The organism is Burkholderia sp. NRF60-BP8, assembly GCF_001522585.2.
In the GTDB taxonomy this organism is placed as follows: Bacteria; Pseudomonadota; Gammaproteobacteria; order Burkholderiales; family Burkholderiaceae; genus Burkholderia.
Genome location: NZ_CP013372.1, coordinates 248,073 through 263,622 on the forward strand (window position 1 = coordinate 248,073; position 15,550 = coordinate 263,622).

The 15,550-nt window shown below is 68.9% G+C and carries 10 protein-coding genes and 1 pseudogene; 6 read left to right on the forward strand and 5 right to left on the reverse strand.

The window, feature by feature from the left end; all coding sequences use genetic code 11:
- Positions 1–53 precede the first annotated feature (53 nt).
- The 5 genes and pseudogenes from WS54_RS01075 to WS54_RS01090 all read right to left on the reverse strand — a co-directional run bounded on the left by WS54_RS01075 (position 54) and on the right by WS54_RS01090 (position 9,435).
- Positions 54–3,671, reverse strand: a complete 3,618-nt coding sequence (locus WS54_RS01075; RefSeq protein WP_335671251.1) for a YadA family autotransporter adhesin — start codon at positions 3,669–3,671, stop codon at positions 54–56.
- Positions 3,672–3,815: 144 nt separating this feature from the next.
- Positions 3,816–4,385 (reverse strand): annotated as a pseudogene (locus WS54_RS34495) (ESPR-type extended signal peptide-containing protein); the annotation flags it as partial.
- A gap of 85 nt (positions 4,386–4,470) precedes the next feature.
- A complete protein-coding gene (locus tag WS54_RS01080; protein ID WP_059781645.1) occupies positions 4,471–4,929 on the reverse strand; it encodes a hypothetical protein in 459 nt (152 codons plus the stop codon).
- A gap of 159 nt (positions 4,930–5,088) precedes the next feature.
- Positions 5,089–8,070, reverse strand: coding sequence for a sensor histidine kinase (locus WS54_RS01085; protein WP_059781644.1), 2,982 nt, complete (start codon positions 8,068–8,070; stop codon positions 5,089–5,091).
- 195 nt (positions 8,071–8,265) lie between these two features.
- Positions 8,266–9,435 (reverse strand): response regulator transcription factor, encoded by a 1,170-nt coding sequence (locus tag WS54_RS01090; protein ID WP_236872735.1) that lies wholly within the window; start codon positions 9,433–9,435, stop codon positions 8,266–8,268.
- A 322-nt stretch (positions 9,436–9,757) separates the two neighbouring features.
- On the opposite strand from WS54_RS01090, the gene WS54_RS01095 reads away from it, so the two are divergent.
- The 6 genes from WS54_RS01095 (at position 9,758) to WS54_RS01120 (ending at position 15,480) form a co-directional block, all read left to right on the forward strand.
- Complete coding sequence (locus WS54_RS01095) at positions 9,758–11,182, forward strand: sensor histidine kinase (protein WP_059781642.1); 1,425 nt, start codon at positions 9,758–9,760, stop codon at positions 11,180–11,182.
- The gene (locus tag WS54_RS01100; RefSeq protein ID WP_082725089.1) at positions 11,179–11,823 is read left to right on the forward strand and encodes a response regulator transcription factor; all 645 of its coding nucleotides are present in this window, start codon (positions 11,179–11,181) and stop codon (positions 11,821–11,823) included. Before WS54_RS01095 ends, WS54_RS01100 begins: the two co-directional genes overlap by 4 nt.
- A gap of 278 nt (positions 11,824–12,101) precedes the next feature.
- Complete coding sequence (locus WS54_RS01105) at positions 12,102–12,881, forward strand: carbonic anhydrase family protein (RefSeq protein WP_059781640.1); 780 nt, start codon at positions 12,102–12,104, stop codon at positions 12,879–12,881.
- Between the two features lie 114 nt (positions 12,882–12,995).
- Positions 12,996–13,706 carry an outer membrane protein gene (locus WS54_RS01110; protein ID WP_059781638.1) on the forward strand — a complete coding sequence of 237 codons (711 nt, stop codon included), beginning with the start codon at positions 12,996–12,998 and terminating at the stop codon, positions 13,704–13,706.
- Positions 13,707–14,095: 389 nt separating this feature from the next.
- Positions 14,096–14,815, forward strand: a complete 720-nt coding sequence (locus WS54_RS01115) for a hypothetical protein (RefSeq protein ID WP_236872736.1) — start codon at positions 14,096–14,098, stop codon at positions 14,813–14,815.
- Positions 14,812–15,480: a MarC family protein gene (locus WS54_RS01120; protein WP_059781636.1), complete on the forward strand. Its 669-nt coding sequence runs from the start codon at positions 14,812–14,814 to the stop codon at positions 15,478–15,480. The genes WS54_RS01115 and WS54_RS01120 overlap by 4 nt, the downstream gene beginning before the upstream one ends.
- The last annotated feature ends 70 nt before the right edge of the window (positions 15,481–15,550 follow it).

The window sequence follows — 15,550 nt, forward strand, 5'->3', positions numbered from 1 at the left end:
AGGGATTGCTCCCTTCGCTTTTGTCGCGACGATTGCGCGGCCGACCTCGACGCTTACCAGTAGAACCCGCCGCCGACCACCGCGCCGACCGTGCCGCGGCTGCTCGTGTTCGCCGATGCCTTGATCGTCCACTTGCCGTCGCGGGTCATGTACGACACGCCGAGCGCGCTGCCGTACTCGCCGCCGTAGGTGCTGCCCGCCATCGCGACGAACGTGCGTCCCGGCTGCGTCGATTGCGGCAGCCCGGCCACGGCCATCGCCGCGGCCACGCCGCCCATCGCATCCTGGCGCGCGCTGTGCACCGAGTTCTGCATCTGCTGCACGTTGACCGCATCGGTCGGCGCCGTGCCGGCCGCGACGTTCGTGATCTGCCGTTCGTTGCCGGCCGAGCCGACCGACACCGCGTTGTCGCGATCCGCGAGCGAGCCCGCGCCGAGCGCCACCGCGTTGTTGCCCGACGCGTTCGCGCCCTGGCCGACGGCCGTACCGCCGTCGCCGCTCGCGATCGAGCCCTGGCCGATGGCCGTGCCGTTGTTCCCGCTCGCGTTCGATCCGGCGCCGATGGCGGTGGCGTTGCCGCTCGACGCGGCCGCGCCGTTGCCGAGCGCCGTGCCGTTGCTGCCGGATGCATCGGCGCCCGCGCCGAGCTGCACGCTGCCGTCACCGCTGCCGACCGGATCGAAGCTGCCCGAGCCGTTGCCGGGGCCGCCCGGATTGCCCGGCACGCCGCCCGATTCCAGCCCCGTCACGCGATCGTCGATGTCGGAGAAACGGCTCTCGAAATCCTGCTGCATCGCGTACAGCTGGCCGCCGTTCACCGCATCCATGCTGCCTGCCGCGATCAGCCCCGGCGCGACGTTGTGCAGCACCGTGCCGCCCACGCCGCCGAAGGTCGCGCTGCCGAGCGAGAGGTCGTCGTAAGTCACGGCCGCGATTTCCTTGCCGGTGTAGTCGATCAGGCCCGTCGCCTTTAGCTGCGCGATCGTCACCGCATCGTCGTCGTTCACGCCGTTGGCGACGCCGCTCAACGTGCGTGCACCGCCGGTGCCGGCGAAGTTCACCGACGCGCCGCCCGTTGCCGCGCCGACCGTGATCGCGCCCGTTGCCGCGTCCTGCTGGACGAGGCCGATCTGGCCCGCCGCGAGCCGGGCGTCGAGGGTAGCAATGTCGGTCTGGTTGGTCGCGATGTCCGACGCGTTTCGTGCAACGGCCTCGTTCGTCGTGTGAAGCTGGTCGCCCGTGACGGCGTCGGTGCTGCCTGCCGCAACGTCGCCGTTCGACAGACCCGTCAGCTTGCGCGCACCGGCCGTGCCGGCGAAGTTCACCGCCGCGCCGTCGGTGTTCGCGCCGACCGTCAGGTCGGCACCCGCGCCCGCCTGCTGGACGAGGCCGATCGAGCCGCTGTTCATGTCGCTGCGGATCTGCGTGATCGACGTTTCGTTGCTCGTCACGCGTTGATCGAGGCTGGCGACGTTGACGTTCGTCGTGTGCAGCTGGTCGCCCGTGACGGCGTCGGTGCTGCCTGCGGCGATGTCACCGTTCGCGACGCCCGTCAGCTTGCGCGCACCGGCCGTGCCGGTGAAGTTCACCGCCGCGCCGTCGGTATTTGCGCCCACCGTCAGATCGGCACCCGCGCCCGTTTGCTGGACGAGACCGATCGTGCCGCTCGACAGGTCGCCGAGTTGCGTGTTGATCGTGTCGATGTCGGTGGTGTTCTTTGCGATATTCGCTTCGTTTACCGTTACGCGGCTGTCGACTGCCGTCACGCGGCCGTCGACGGCGGTCACACGACCGTCGATGTTCGTCACCTGCGTGCCGAGGCCCGCGATATCGGAAGCGTTCTGTGCCACGTCCTGATTCGTCGCATGAAGCTGGTCACCCGTGACGGCGTCGCTGCTGCCCGCGGCGATGTCGCCGTTTGCAAGGCCCGTCAGCTTGCGCGCGCCGGCCGTGCCGGCGAAATTCACCGCCGCACCGTCGGTGTTCGCGCCCACCGTCAGATCGGCACCCGCGCCCGCTTGCTGGACGAGACCGATCGTGCCGCTCGACAGGTCACTGAGCTGCGTGTTGATCGTGTCGATGTCGGTGGTGTTCTTTGCGATGTTTGCTTGGTTCACCGTTACGCGTCCGTCGACTGCCGTCACGCGACCATCGATGGTCGTCACGCGGTTATCGACGTTCGTCACCTGCGTGCCGAGGCCGGCGATGTCGGAGGCGTTCTGTGCCACGTCCTGATTCGTCGCATGAAGCTGGTCGCCCGTGACGGCGTCGGTGCTGCCCGCGGCGATGTCGCCGTTTGCGAGGCCCGTCAGCTTGCGCGCGCCGGCCGCGCCGGTGAAGTTCACCGCTGCACCGTCGGTGTTCGCGCCGACCGACAGATCGGCGCCTGCGCTTGCCTGCTGGACGAGACCGATCGTGCCGCTCGACAGGTCGCCGAGTTGCGTGTTGATCGCCGTAATGTCGGTGGCGTTCTTCGTGATGTTCGCTTCGTTCACCGTTACGCGGCTGTCGACTGCCGTCACGCGGCCGTCGACGGCGGTCACACGACCGTCGATGTTCGTCACCTGCGTGCCGAGGCCGGCGATGTCGGAGGCGTTCTGTGCCACGTCCTGATTCGTCGCATGAAGCTGATCGCCGGTGACGGCATCGGTGCTGCCCGCGGCGATGTCGCCGTTTGCGAGGCCCGTCAGCTTGCGCGCACCGGCCGTGCCGGCGAAGTTCACCGCCGCACCGTCGGTGTTCGCGCCGACCGCGAGATCGGCATTCGCGCCCGCTTGCTGGACAAGACCGGCCGCGCCGCTCGACAGGTCGCCGATCTGCGTGTTGATCGCCGTAATGTCGGTGGTGTTCTTCGTGATGTTCGCTTCGTTCACGGTCACACGACCGTCGAGATTCGTCACTTGCGTGCCGAGGCCAGCGATGTCGGAAGCGTTTTGCGCCATTCCTTGATTCGTCGCATGAAGCTGGTCGCCCGTGACGGCATCGGTGCTGCCCGCTGCGATATCGCCGTTTGCGAGGCCCGTCAGCTTGCGCGCACCGGCCGTGCCGGCGAAATTCACCGCCGCACCGTCGGTGTTCGCGCCGACCGTCAGATCGGCGCCCGTGCCTGCCTGCTGAACCAGGCCGATCGCACCGCTGTTCAGGTCATTGCTGATCTGCGTGATGGATGCTTCGTTGTTCGTGACACGACGGTCGATGTTCGTGACGTCCGCGCCGAGATTCGCGATGTCCGTCGCGTTCGCGGCGATGTTGCCGTTCGCGGCCGTCAGCGCGCCGTCGAGCGCACCGAGCGCGCCGCCGACGGTCGTCTGCGTGCCGCCGTTCGCGAGGGCGTACGTCGGTCCGGTCACGGCACCTGTATCCGTATCGATCGCCGCGCCGCCGCCCAGCGCCTTCACGACCGGCGCGAGCTGCGACACGTTCACGGCGTCGGTGTCTTTCGTGCCGGCCCCCATGTTGACGATCTGGCGCTGCGTCGTGGCCGAGCCGACCGAGATCGTGTCGTTGCGGGTCGCTGTCGAGTTCGTACCGAGCGCCATGGCATTCGTGACATTGGCGCCGACATTGGCGTTGTTGCCGATCGCGACGGAGTTGGTTGCCCCGGCCGAGACACCGGCGAGGTTGCCCAGTGCAACGGCGCCGCCTGCCCGCGCCGACGCCTGATTGCCCAACGCGGTACTGGAACTTGCCGTGGCGCTTGCCAGACGGCCGAGTGCGACCGAACCGGAACCCGTCGCGGTCGCCGACGAGCCGACAGCCAGGACCGACGTTCCATTTGCCGTTGCGTTGTTTCCGATTGCGGTTGCCCCCGTGCCGCCGGTCGCGGTCGAGTCATTGCCGATCGCGATCGCGCCCGTCGGGCCGGTCGCCATTGCAAGGCGGCCGAAGGCCATCGAACCGGTGCCGGTCGCGGTCGCGCCGGAGCCGAGTGCCAGGACCGACGTGCCGTTTGCGGTGGCGCTGTTGCCGATTGCGATCGCGGCGGTTCCCGAGGCCGATGCAACCGATCCGCCGGTCGTAGCCGGCAGTACCTTGATATAGGTATCGTCCACGGCATCCGCCATCGGCGTGATCGATCGCGATTGCGCGCCGCTCGGCGGCACGATCGTGCATTCGCTCGCGGTACTCGTGTCGCTTGCCTGTTCGCTGTCCGTCGGGCAAACCTCGGCTGCCGTCGCCGCACCGAAGGGAGCACCGAGCGCGACCACTACCGCGACGGCGGAGAGCGCCGCGCGTGCCGAACCCTTGGACTGCGACTTGGCGGTTTCCGCGACGGCGGTCCACGTGCAGGTCGCGGCGTTCCAGATGTTTCGGTAGGTCTTGTTCATGTCCTTACTCCTTTCAGTGTGTTGGGTATCTGAAATCATGGTAAGGATCGGACCCATCCGAATCTGTCGTCCCGGGCTGAATCGCCGCGGCGGTGCTGTAGGACTAGCCCTACGTCCTGATCCTGCGCACCGCGCCTGCGGGTTACGCCACCGCTTCGCCGGCAGCCACCGGCGACTGCATGCGGCCCGCGACCACGCGATGCAGGCGCTCCCAGGCCTGCCGATAGCGATAGCGCGGCACCGCCGCGAGCTGTTCGTCGTACACGATCAGCACGCACTCGACGGCCGCGGCTTCGTGGTCGAGCAGCCGCCACGGCTCGCCGCGCTCCGCGCGCAGGTTGCATTCCGCCAGTGCGTCGTCGGCGTGCCGGTAGAGGTCGATATTTGCGCCCGCGCCGGTCTCGGCGCGCAGAAAGAATGCCATGTAGACCGCCCGCATCAGGCACACTGCCTGGTCGAAGCAACCGTTGCCCGAGCGCAGTAACGCCAGCGCCATGTGAGCTTCCAGCGACACGGCGCGCACCTGTTCCGTCGATAGCGGAAGCAGCATGATCTTCGTCAGCGAGGAATGGCCGCGTTTGCGCGAACCGGCTTTCTTCATCGGGCGATTTCCTTTCGCATCGTTCCGCTGCCGGACGCATCGCGACGGCGGCGGCCGCGCGCGGTCGATGCGGAATCCGCGAGCGTCTTGCCATCCTAGGGATGCGGGCGGGACGCGGCGATCAGCCCAGTCTGATTTTTGAAGCGAGGCGCGCGGCGTTCAGGGCGAGGGCGTCAGCCCGGTGCGTCGTCGCAGCGCGTCGTGCGCGACGCGTTCGGTCGCGGCGAGCAGCGACGCGAGCGACGCGGTGTCGCCGGCCCGCGCGGCGTCCTGCATCGTGCCGACCGCATCGGCCGCCGCATGCTCGTGGATCGTCGCGAACGCGCCGCGCAGCGCATGCAGCTCGTCGCGCAGCGTCCGAAGATCTTCTTTTGCGAGCGCGGCACGGATCGCCGCGAGCGAACGCTCGACGCTGTCGGTCAGCAGCGCCTGGACTTCCGGCGGCAGCGGACCGTCCGCGAGATCGGCCAGCGACGACGCGCGCGGTCGGGCTACGTCGGCGAGATTCGCGAAGCGCCGCACCGTGCGGTCGATCGTGTCGAGCAGCACGGGCTTGACCAGCACGTCGACCATGCCCGCTTCCGCGCACCGTGCCCGCTCTTCCGCGCTCGCATGCGCGGTGCTCGCCACCACCGGCAGATCAGGGTATTGCGCACGCAGCGCCCGCGCCAGCGTGTAGCCGTCCATGCCGGGCATGTTGAGGTCGGTGATGACGAGGTCGTAGCGCGCATCCGCGCAGCGGCGCAGCGCGGACGCACCGTCTTCGGCTGTCTGCGCTTCGTAGCCGAGCGCGACGAGCTGGCTTTGCTGGAGCGTGCGGTTGACCGGATGATCGTCGACCACCAGCACGCGGGCGGCGAGCGCCGGCCGCGCGGCCGCGTCTTGCTCGCGCGTATCGTCCTGCGCGGCTTCGTCGGCGCTGGCCGCCCGCAGCGGCAGCGTGACGACGAAGGTGCTGCCGTCGCCCGGTTCGCTCTTCACGTCGATCGTGCCGTCCATCATCGTTGCGAGCCGCTTCGTCAGCGCGAGGCCGAGCCCGGTGCCGCCGAAGCGGCGCGTGATCGACGTGTCGGCCTGCGTGAACGGCTTGAACAGCGCCGCGCGCTGCGCGTCGGTCATCCCGATGCCGGTATCGCTGACGCCGATCACGACCGGCGACTCAGGATCGGCATCGTCGCGCAGATAGACCTCGAGCGTCACGTCGCCGTCGCTCGTGAACTTGATCGCGTTCGATACGAGGTTCGCGGCAATCTGCCGGATGCGGGTCGGGTCGCCGATGTAGCGCGGCGCAAGCGCATCGTCGACGATCACGTCGAACTGCAGCCCCTTCGCCGCGGCGAGCGGCTCGAACATCGCGCCGGTCTGCCGGATCGTGTCCGCGAGATCGAACGGGATCGCTTCCAGCGACATCTGGCCGGCCTCGATCTTCGACAGGTCGAGGATGTCGTTGATCAGCCCGAGCAGCGTCGACGACGCGCCTTCGACCGTATGCAGCCGCTCGCCCTGCGTCGCCGACAGCGGCTCGCGGCCGATCAGCTCCAGGTTGCCGAGGATCGCGTTCAGCGGCGTGCGGATCTCGTGGCTCATCGTCGCGAGGAACGCGGATTTCGCGTCGTTGGCCGCATCGGCCGCGCGCCGTGCTTCGTCGAGATGGCGTTCGATCGCCTTCTGCGACGTGATGTCGGACACGTTGCACAGCAGCACGTCCGCGTCGCGATAGCGCGTGCGCACGAGCGTGGCGAGCAGGTCGACGGTGTCGCCGTGCGCGGTCGGCAGCGCGACGTGCAGGTCGGGCTGCCACGCGTTCGCGCCGGGCGAGCGGTCGAAGCGTGCGAACAGCCTGGCGGCGAGCGACGGCGCGCCGGCAGCGGCGCGCGCGTCGTACGCGCGCATCGTGTCGTTCTGCAGCAGCACCGCGCCGTCGTCGAGCGACAGCAGCGCGATGCCGGCCGGCGCGGCTTCGACGATCGTGCGGTTCAGTTTCTCGCTGTCGACGATGCGCCGCGTGCGTGCGTCGTCGGGCTTCAGCACGCGGCGGTCGAACAGCACGAGCAGCGTCCACGCGAAGCCGAGCGCGAGCGTCATCAGCGCCGCATACCAGCCGACGCGCGCGGCGAGCGCGGCCAGCATTGAGCGCGTCGAAAACGACTGGACGAGCGTCCAGTCGGTACCGGGGATGCGCTGGCTGACGGTGAAATACCCCGCGCGATGCGTGCGCAGCGGGCCGTCGGCGGGCGCGGCGCGCGCGGCGTCGGCGAGCCGCTCGACCACAGTCGCCGATGCGTCGCCCCGTTCCGCCGCGCCGGCGCGCAGCACCACGCGGCCGGCGGTATCGGCGACGATCGCGGCGTCGTCCTGTTCGATTCCGGCGAGCCGTTCGCACAGCAGGTTCGTGGGCAGCGTCGAGATGAACACGACGCGCGGCTGCCCGGCGTCGTACACGGTGCCGACCAGCCGGAACACGTCGCGCTGCTGGACCGGGTCGTGCGCGGGCGCGTGCCACACGTAGCGGCCGGCCGGCGCGGGCGGGAGGTCCCCGGCGACCTTGCCGAGCAGCGCGGCGACGTCTGCCGCGCCGGTGGCCGCCAGCGGATCGGCGGCGGGCCGGGGAATGATCAGCGCGAAATGGCGGTCGGCGTCGTACGCGTAACCGGCGATCGCGCGATCGGCCTCCTGTTTCGCGACGTACGCGCCGACGCGGTAGGTCATCTCGCTCGACATCGCGAGATCGCGCGCATACGACGCGGCGGGCCGCCCGGCGGACAGGTCGGCGACGGCGAGCACCGGCGTGAAGCGCGGGCTGCCTTGCAGCACGAGCCGGCCGTTACCGGCGGCGAGTTGTGCCGCAAGCGCGGGATCGGTCGCGCGCGTGTTCCAGACCGCTTCCTCGTGCGTGACCAGCGTGTCCATGCCGGTCGTGCGCAGGTTGAACTCGAAGCGAACGAAGAACTGGCGCACCGCGAACTGCGTGTAGCGCTCCTGCACGTAGTCCTTGCCCATCGCGTACAGCAGCGTGCCGCTGGCGGCCAGCGCGGCGAGCGTCACGCCGATGCCGCCCGCATACAGCAGCGTGCGCTGGCGGCGCCCGACGGGCGTGCGGGAGGCGGGGCGGCTGCGGTCGGAGGCGGCGCGATGATCCATCGTGGCACGGGCGGTCGGAAGGTTTCGCCATGATAAGGGAGACCGATCGTGTCGCGGTGTAGTGATTGGGGGCGCGCCGAAGGAGGCACGCCGGGAGCCGGCCTTCAGGCGCCGAGCGCACCCGGCCGGCGATTGGCCGGCGGCGCAATGGCGGCGAGCTGGGCCGGCGCGCGAGCGGCCGCGGCCGGCCGGCGCTTATCCGGCCGGGCGTGGCTCGGGGCCAGGCCTGTTTTCGTGTGCGGATATGGCGTCGTGTTCGCTCCCCGGCTCACATTCGACGAGCCGGTAGCCATATCCGTACACGGTCATCAGCCGCAGCCCATAGCGGCCGTCGAGCTTGAGCCGCCCGCGCAGGTTCGTGATGTGCGTATCGAGGCGGCGGCTCGACACCGCGACGAGCGAGCCCCACACGAGCTGGCTCAGGTGCGGGCGCGACAGCGGCCGGCCCAGGTTCATGAACAGCGCGGTCGCGATCTGGAAATGCTTCTCGGTGAGCACGTGTTCGGTGCCGTCGACGCATATCGTGCGATTGGCGGTGTCGAATTCAAAGCAGCCGATGCGCCAGTGACGCTGGTGCGTCGTCCGGTAGTGCGACCACCGCAGCCACGTGGACATGCTCGACACGATCGTTTCGGCCGGCGATGCGTATGGCAGGTATTCGTTCGCGCCGGCGTCGAACGCGATCGCCCGCGCGCCGTCGTCGTCGTGCTGGCTGGTCACGAGCAACGGCATTGACACGGCGAAGCGCGCGCGCAGCGTGCGGACCGCCTCCGCGGTGCGGTAGCACGGCGTTTCGCATTGCACGACGATGAGGTCGAACGGTCGCATGTCGCACGCAGCGAGCAGGTCGGGCAGGTATTCGAAGCGCACGGGGCGGTAGCCCGCGCGGCGCAGCACGTCGTTGATCCGCAGGCGGTCGTAACCGTGACCCGCGCGCCGCAGGCGATCGTCGAATGCGTGACGCGACGGATGATCGATCGTCAGGATGCCGATCGACAGCGTCGATGCGTCGTTCGTCACGAGCGGCGCGTGCATCGCTCGTGCCGGTGGCGGGTGCGCGTGAGCGGCGCCCCCGGACGGCGTGCGCGGGTGCGTCGACGGGTCGTGGCGGCGCGGCCGCCGCCGGGTGCGGCGCTGTCGCGGCGGTCGTCCGGTGAAGCGGAAGCGGCTTCGACAGGCCCGCTTCGTGCGAACAAGGAAGAGATCATGGACGGGCTCGATGCGCGCATGACATTCGATCGGCGAACGCCGCGCGAAAAAGATCCCGCCACGCGGGCGGGATGAATATCGACTATCTATCTCTGGAAACCACGGCATGCCCGCATTCGGGTCATGACAGGCATACCGTGGAATGATTGTCGTCATGCGCATGCAGCGTGTGAATCAGCCCAGTCTGAAATTGCAACCAACCGCGCGTCGTTGTCGATCGCGCGTGATCCACCCGCCGCGCGCGTATTTGCAAGTTTCAGACCGGGCCGATCGGTTGCGCACGCAGAATCGGACCACGCGCAGCGGCTTCTTGCCGACAATGCCGGACGCGACGCATAACCGGTATCGGACTTGCCGCATGCCGGAGGCGTTGTGCGTCCGGTACGCTGTGCCGTTCCATGGCGGCGGATGTCGCGCGGTATCTTCGCTGTGCGGCCTGCTGTCTCCGGGCTGCGCGCCGCCCTTGCTTGCCATCACCATGAAATCATCCGTTCGCGCCGCGCTGTGTTGCGCATGGCTGGCGCTGAGCGTTGCCGGCACCGCGCTCGTCGTGTCGCGCGCGGCCGGCGACGCGTATGACCGCTTCTTCCAGGATTCGAGCATCGCGATACGCGTGCTCGGCCAGAAGGCCGCGCAGCACGAAGCGATGCTCGCGACGCTCGGCGCGACCGCGTTGTCCGCGCCGCCGCCGCACATGCTCGACACGCTGCGCACGCGGATGCCCCAGCTCGACGGGCTCGAGTTCCGGCCGCCGGGTGCGGGCCGGCACGATGCCAGTCTCGCCGTTCGACGCTCGCCGCCGCGCGATGCCACGATGTTCTCGATCGAATTCGCCGGCGACGGTTACTGGCTCGCCGCCGATTCCGGCTGGGCCGTGCGGATCGACCCGGGGCAACTGCTGGCGCCGGGCGACTGGCCCGATTCGCTGGCATCCGCGGCGCTGCATCTGCAAGGGCGCGCGTTCGAGCTGCTGCATCGCGACGCGCCGGCCACGCCGTTCGGCTGGACGATGCACGTCGAAAAACACCTGCCTGCACGACCGCAGGCGTATGTGCTGACGACGACGCGCACGCTCACGGCGGCCGACCTGCCGTGGCTGTCGATCGCGCTGTGGAATGTCGTGGCCGCGCTGCTGGTGCTGGGCGCGCTCGGCGCGTGGCGGCTGCGCGACGCGCGTCGCCGCGAGCACGCCCGCGCGCGGCTCGACGGCGTGACGCGCCTCGATACGCTCGGCGAAATGGCGGCCGGCCTCGCGCATGAGCTGAACCAGCCGCTGACCGCGATCGTCACGCACACGCGCGCAGCCGAGCGGATGCTCGATACGCCGTCGGAGCGCGACAGCGTGCGCCGTGCGTTGCAGACGAGCGTCGCGCAGGCGAAGCGCGCCGCGGCGATTCTCGACCGCCTGCGCACCGCGATGACGTCGAGCCGCGACGACGCGCGCCGTGCGCTCGATCCGGACGCGCTGATGGCGTCGCTGCTGTTCCTGCACGCGGACGACGCGGCGCGCGAGCACGTCGCGCTGACGTGGCGCAACGCGGCGCCGCGCGCCCGGCCGCTGGCCGATCCGGTCGCGGTCGAGCAGATCCTGCACAACCTGATCCGCAACGCGCGCGACGCGCTGGCAGGTGCGCCGCGCGGCGAGATCCGCGTGAGCGGTGCACGCGACGGCCGGCATTACCGGTTCAGTGTGACCGACACCGGGCCGGGCGTGCCGGACGACGCGCTGCCGCGGCTGTTCGAGCCGTTCTTCACGACGCGCACGGACGGGCTCGGCCTCGGGCTGCCGTTGTGCGACACGCTCGCGCAGCGTCAGGACGGCGCGCTGACCATTCGGAACCTGCCGTCCGGCGGTGCCGAGGCGGTGCTGTTGCTGCCGATGGCGCGGGAGGGGCATGGATGAGCACGCATGAAGCCATGCATCCGCCGGAGGCCGGGTCCGTCGTCGCGATCGTCGACGACGACGAAGCCGTGCGCGACGGCCTCGCGCTGCTGCTGTGGACCGTCGGCTTGCGCACCCGCCGTTTCGCCGATGCGCACGCGTTTCTCGCGGAAGCCGACGACAGCACGCTCGGCTGCGTGCTGCTCGACCTGCGGATGCCGGGGATGAGCGGGCTCGACGCGCTCGATTGTCTCGCCGGCCGGCGCATCCTGCCGGTGATCGTGCTGACCGGCCATGGCAACGTCGATGCGTGCCGGCGTGCGTTCAAGCGCGGCGCGTGCGATTTCCTGCGCAAGCCGGTCGACGACGACGAACTGATCGACGTGGTCCAGCAGGCGCTGCGCGGGCACGCGGACCGGCGCGACGGCGACGCGGCGGAACAGGTCCGCGCGAGCCGGATGGCGACGCTGAGCGCGCGCGAGCGCGACGTGCTCGACGGCATCGTGCGCGGCGGCAGCAACAAGGCAATCGCGCGCGATCTCGGGCTGTCGCCGCGCACGGTCGAGACGTATCGCGCGAACCTGTTCGACAAATTGCAGGTCGCGTCACTCGTCGAGCTGGTGCGCGACTACGCGGCGCTCGCGGGCGTATCGGCGACGTAGCGGCGCGACGATGCCGCGGCGCAGGAGCGGAAGCGGCTCGACACGCGGTGTCCCTACGTCGTGCGATTTCGCAACGCGAGTCGGGTCGCGTCCGGCCTGACTCGCGGCAAGGACCGAATCGCGCGCCCGACCGCGATTCCCGCGCGGAACGAACGTGGGCACGTTGTGCTCCGTGATGACCGCTTACCCCGATTTTTTCCGCCACGCCCGCGCGGCCGGTTTCGACCGACTCGCATCGAGCGTGGCATCGCTTTGTTTTTTCAGTAGAGAGCATTCGAATGAATACGACCCGAATCACGATGATCCGGCTTGCCGCGGCGGCGCTGTTCGCGACGACGGCGATCGCGCCCGGCGCGCATGCGGCCGATGCGCCGGCATCGGCGCCTGCCGCGCCGACCGATCATGGCTTCGACTACGATCACCAGCGCGAGTGGCATCTCGAATCCGGCGACGCGCAGTCGCCGGTCGCGATCGATTCCGCAACGGTCAAGCGCGCGACGCGCTACGAGGACGAGAACGTCGCGATCGACGTGCATATCGCCGACACCCGCGCGAAGGCGATCGACAACGGCCATACGATCCAGATCGTGCTGGCCGGCGGCAGCGCGACGATCCGCGGGCGGCATTTCCGGCTTCAGCAGATTCATTTCCACGCGCCGGCAGAGCATACGCTCGACGGTCGCAGCTATCCGATCGAGGGGCATTTCGTGTTCCGCTCGCAGGACGGGCGGCTGGCCGTCGTCGCGGTGTTTTATCGCACCGGCAGCGAGAACGCGCAGTTCGCGGCGGTGATGGATGCGCTGCGCGGCGCGGATACCGCGAGCGTGCCATCGTTCCACGCAGCCGCGCTGATGCCGAGCAGAGTGAAAACCTACTACCACTACCTCGGTTCGCTCACGACGCCGCCGCTGACCGAGAACGTCGAATGGTACGTGCTGGACGAGCCGGTCGAGTTGTCGGCGGACGACATCACCGCATTCCGGATGCGTTACTCGCACAACGCGCGCGTGGTTCAACCGTTGAACGGCCGGCCGCTGCTGCGTTACGACGCGAAGTAAGCGCCGCGCCTCCGTAGCGCTACGGAGGCGCCACCCGTTCGCGTACGGGTTCAGCGTGCATGACGAATTTCCTACGATGGCGTGATCTCCTCTCATCGTTCAGGAAGTCACGTCATGATCAAGTCTATCGCCCTCCCGTCGTCGCTCGCACTGCTGTTCTCGGGCGCGGCATTCGCCGATACGGTCGCACCGGAAACGAAAAAGCAGGACCCGAGCGACGCGGGTTACTACGCGACCGCGCGCGTCATCGGCGCGTTTGACAACGCCGTGAACATGGAGCTGACGAGCCCGCGTGTGACGAGCCGCATCGGCGGCCCGGACGGGCAGGATCGCGTGACGGGCTCGGTCGCGGGCGGCTACCAGTTCGGTAACGGCTGGCGCGCGGAAGGCGAATACGTGTTCAAGCGCTCCGGCAACTTCGTCAGCTACTGGGCGCCGTTCGACGCGAACGCGAACGAATTCCATGTGTCGTCGCAGCGGCTGATGCTCAACGGCTATCGCGACTTCGACCTGGGGCGTGGTTTATCGGTGTACGGCACGCTCGGCGTCGGTGTCGCGATCGTGTCGGCCGAAGGCTGGCAGGGCAACGACACGCGTCGCTTCGCGTCGAAGACGCAGACCAACCTCGCGTATTCGGCCGGCGCGGGCGTGAGCTATGCGATCAACAAGCGTTTCACGATCGACGTCGGATATCGCTATGTCGACATGGGCAACGTCGAGACGGGCTTCAACACGTTCGTGAACCGCGTGTCGGCGCGCGACGAGCAACTGAAGTCGAAGCTGTCGTCGAACGAAGTGTTCATCGGGCTGCGCGGGCGGTTCTGAGCGCCACGCGGTCTTGTCGCGAACGCGCGGCGTCGCGCGTTCGTTTCCGCAACTGTGAGGCCGCGCATCGGTATCCGGCCGGAACGTGCGATGGCGCATCGTGAAGGGGCCGGAAACGAAATTGCGTCGACGCGCATCGTTGCCGCTCGAATAAGCCCAGTCCGATTTACTCGGGATATCCCCTACGGCGATACTCGAAGCCAATCAATTTACTCACGGGAGCACGGATTGGCGCGGCGGATGTCGGGCGATCCGTCGTCGACATCATGGGCATGCAAGACATCGAAGGACGCTTCGCGTTGCCGCTCGTGCGGCCTTTTTCAGATCTGCCGCCGCCGTTCGGGCGCCGCCGCAGGCCGTTCGTCACAAGCAGGCAGCCGAAGCCGGGCGTGTTCGACCTGAGCGGCACGCGCGAGGCGCCGGTGCCCGCCGCCGTGCGCGCGGCGGATTTCGGTTCGGACAACAAGCCGTGGGTGAAGCCGCGTCCGGCACGCCGGGGATGGCAGCCGACGGTGCTGACGCTGGTGGCCGGTCTCATACTGGGTTCCGTGGGCCTGGCGGGCGCGCACGCGTTTCATGGCGGCAGGCGCGCCCCGGCGCGAAACACCGTTTATCAGGCGGCGATCGCGACGACGCCGGCCCGGAGCGAGACGGCACCCGTGATCGTGCCTGCTGACCCGGACGACGCGCCGGGCACTGCAGCCGCGGCGGCTGCCGCGGTAATCGGCGCACGGGCGGCCGCACGCGATGAAGCCGCGCCGATGCCGGGTGCATCGGCCGCGACGCCTTCCGAGCGGAAATCCGCGAGCACGGCGCGCAGGAAATCGGTGCGCCCGGAAACCGCGCGCGAGCGTCTCGCCGCGGCGGCTCCCGCGTCGGGCGCGGCATCGCGCACGCATGCCGAGCGTCAGGACGACGCATCGTCGGCCGCGTCCCGGCCGGCTCATGCCGCCGTCGGCATGACCGCCTCGGAGTTCAAGCAATGGCTCGCCGAAACGCGCGAGCCGGCGCGTGCGGCATCGGCCGACGTGTCGCCGGGCACGGATCTGCAGGTGGCGTTGCCGAGTCACACCCGTCTCGTCGAAGCCGGTAGCGCAGGTACGCAATGACGTTCGACCGCCTGATCCCCGAAATCCTGTTCGGCTTCATGGGCCTCGTCGGCATCATCAATCCGTTCGGGATGGCATTCGTGTTTCTCGAGCGCACGCAGTCGCTGACCGAGCCCGAACGCGCGCTGCTGTCGAAAAAGCTCGGGCGAAACGTTTTCTTCACGCTGCTCGTGATCTTCTTCGTTGGCGCGCCGATGCTGAACTTCTTCGGCATCTCGATGGAAGCGTTGCGAATCGGCGGCGGCTTCGCGGTGGCCGTGGCCGGCTGGTCGATGCTGAATGCGCCGGATGTCTCGACCGACGCGTCGATGGCGCAGGGCAGCGATTTCCCGAATATGATGTCGCGCGCGTTTTTTCCGATGACGGTGCCGCTCACGATCGGCCCCGGCTCGATCGCGGCCGGTATCGCGCTGCATGCGAACCGTTCGCACGGCGTGAAGGATTATGTGCTGTCCGGCGTGATCTCGGTGGCGGTCGCGGCGCTGGTCGCGTTCGCGATCTGGCAGATCTACAGCCGTGCGACGACGCTGGCGCGCTATCTCGGCAGCGAAGGGACGAAGGTCGCGATGCGCGTCTCCGCGTTCCTGCTGCTGTGCGTGGGCGTGCAGATCATGCTGACGGGATTGGCGGCATTCGCGCAGATGCTGGGCGGGCACGCGGGGTGAGGGATCCCGGCAACGGCCGATCACGCGTCTGAACCGCGTGGGAGCATGAATTTCTCGAGTCGATTGTTGC

Coding starts and splice junctions, on each gene's coding strand:
- WS54_RS01080 (WP_059781645.1), bottom strand. CDS start 4,929: ATGAAGAAAGCCGGTTCGCGCAAACGCGGCCATTCCTCGCTGACGAAG.
- WS54_RS01085 (WP_059781644.1), bottom strand. CDS start 8,070: ATGGATCATCGCGCCGCCTCCGACCGCAGCCGCCCCGCCTCCCGCACG.
- WS54_RS01090 (WP_236872735.1), bottom strand. CDS start 9,435: ATGACGACAATCATTCCACGGTATGCCTGTCATGACCCGAATGCGGGC.
- WS54_RS01095 (WP_059781642.1), top strand. CDS start 9,758: ATGAAATCATCCGTTCGCGCCGCGCTGTGTTGCGCATGGCTGGCGCTG.
- WS54_RS01100 (WP_082725089.1), top strand. CDS start 11,179: ATGAGCACGCATGAAGCCATGCATCCGCCGGAGGCCGGGTCCGTCGTC.
- WS54_RS01105 (WP_059781640.1), top strand. CDS start 12,102: ATGAATACGACCCGAATCACGATGATCCGGCTTGCCGCGGCGGCGCTG.
- WS54_RS01110 (WP_059781638.1), top strand. CDS start 12,996: ATGATCAAGTCTATCGCCCTCCCGTCGTCGCTCGCACTGCTGTTCTCG.
- WS54_RS01120 (WP_059781636.1), top strand. CDS start 14,812: ATGACGTTCGACCGCCTGATCCCCGAAATCCTGTTCGGCTTCATGGGC.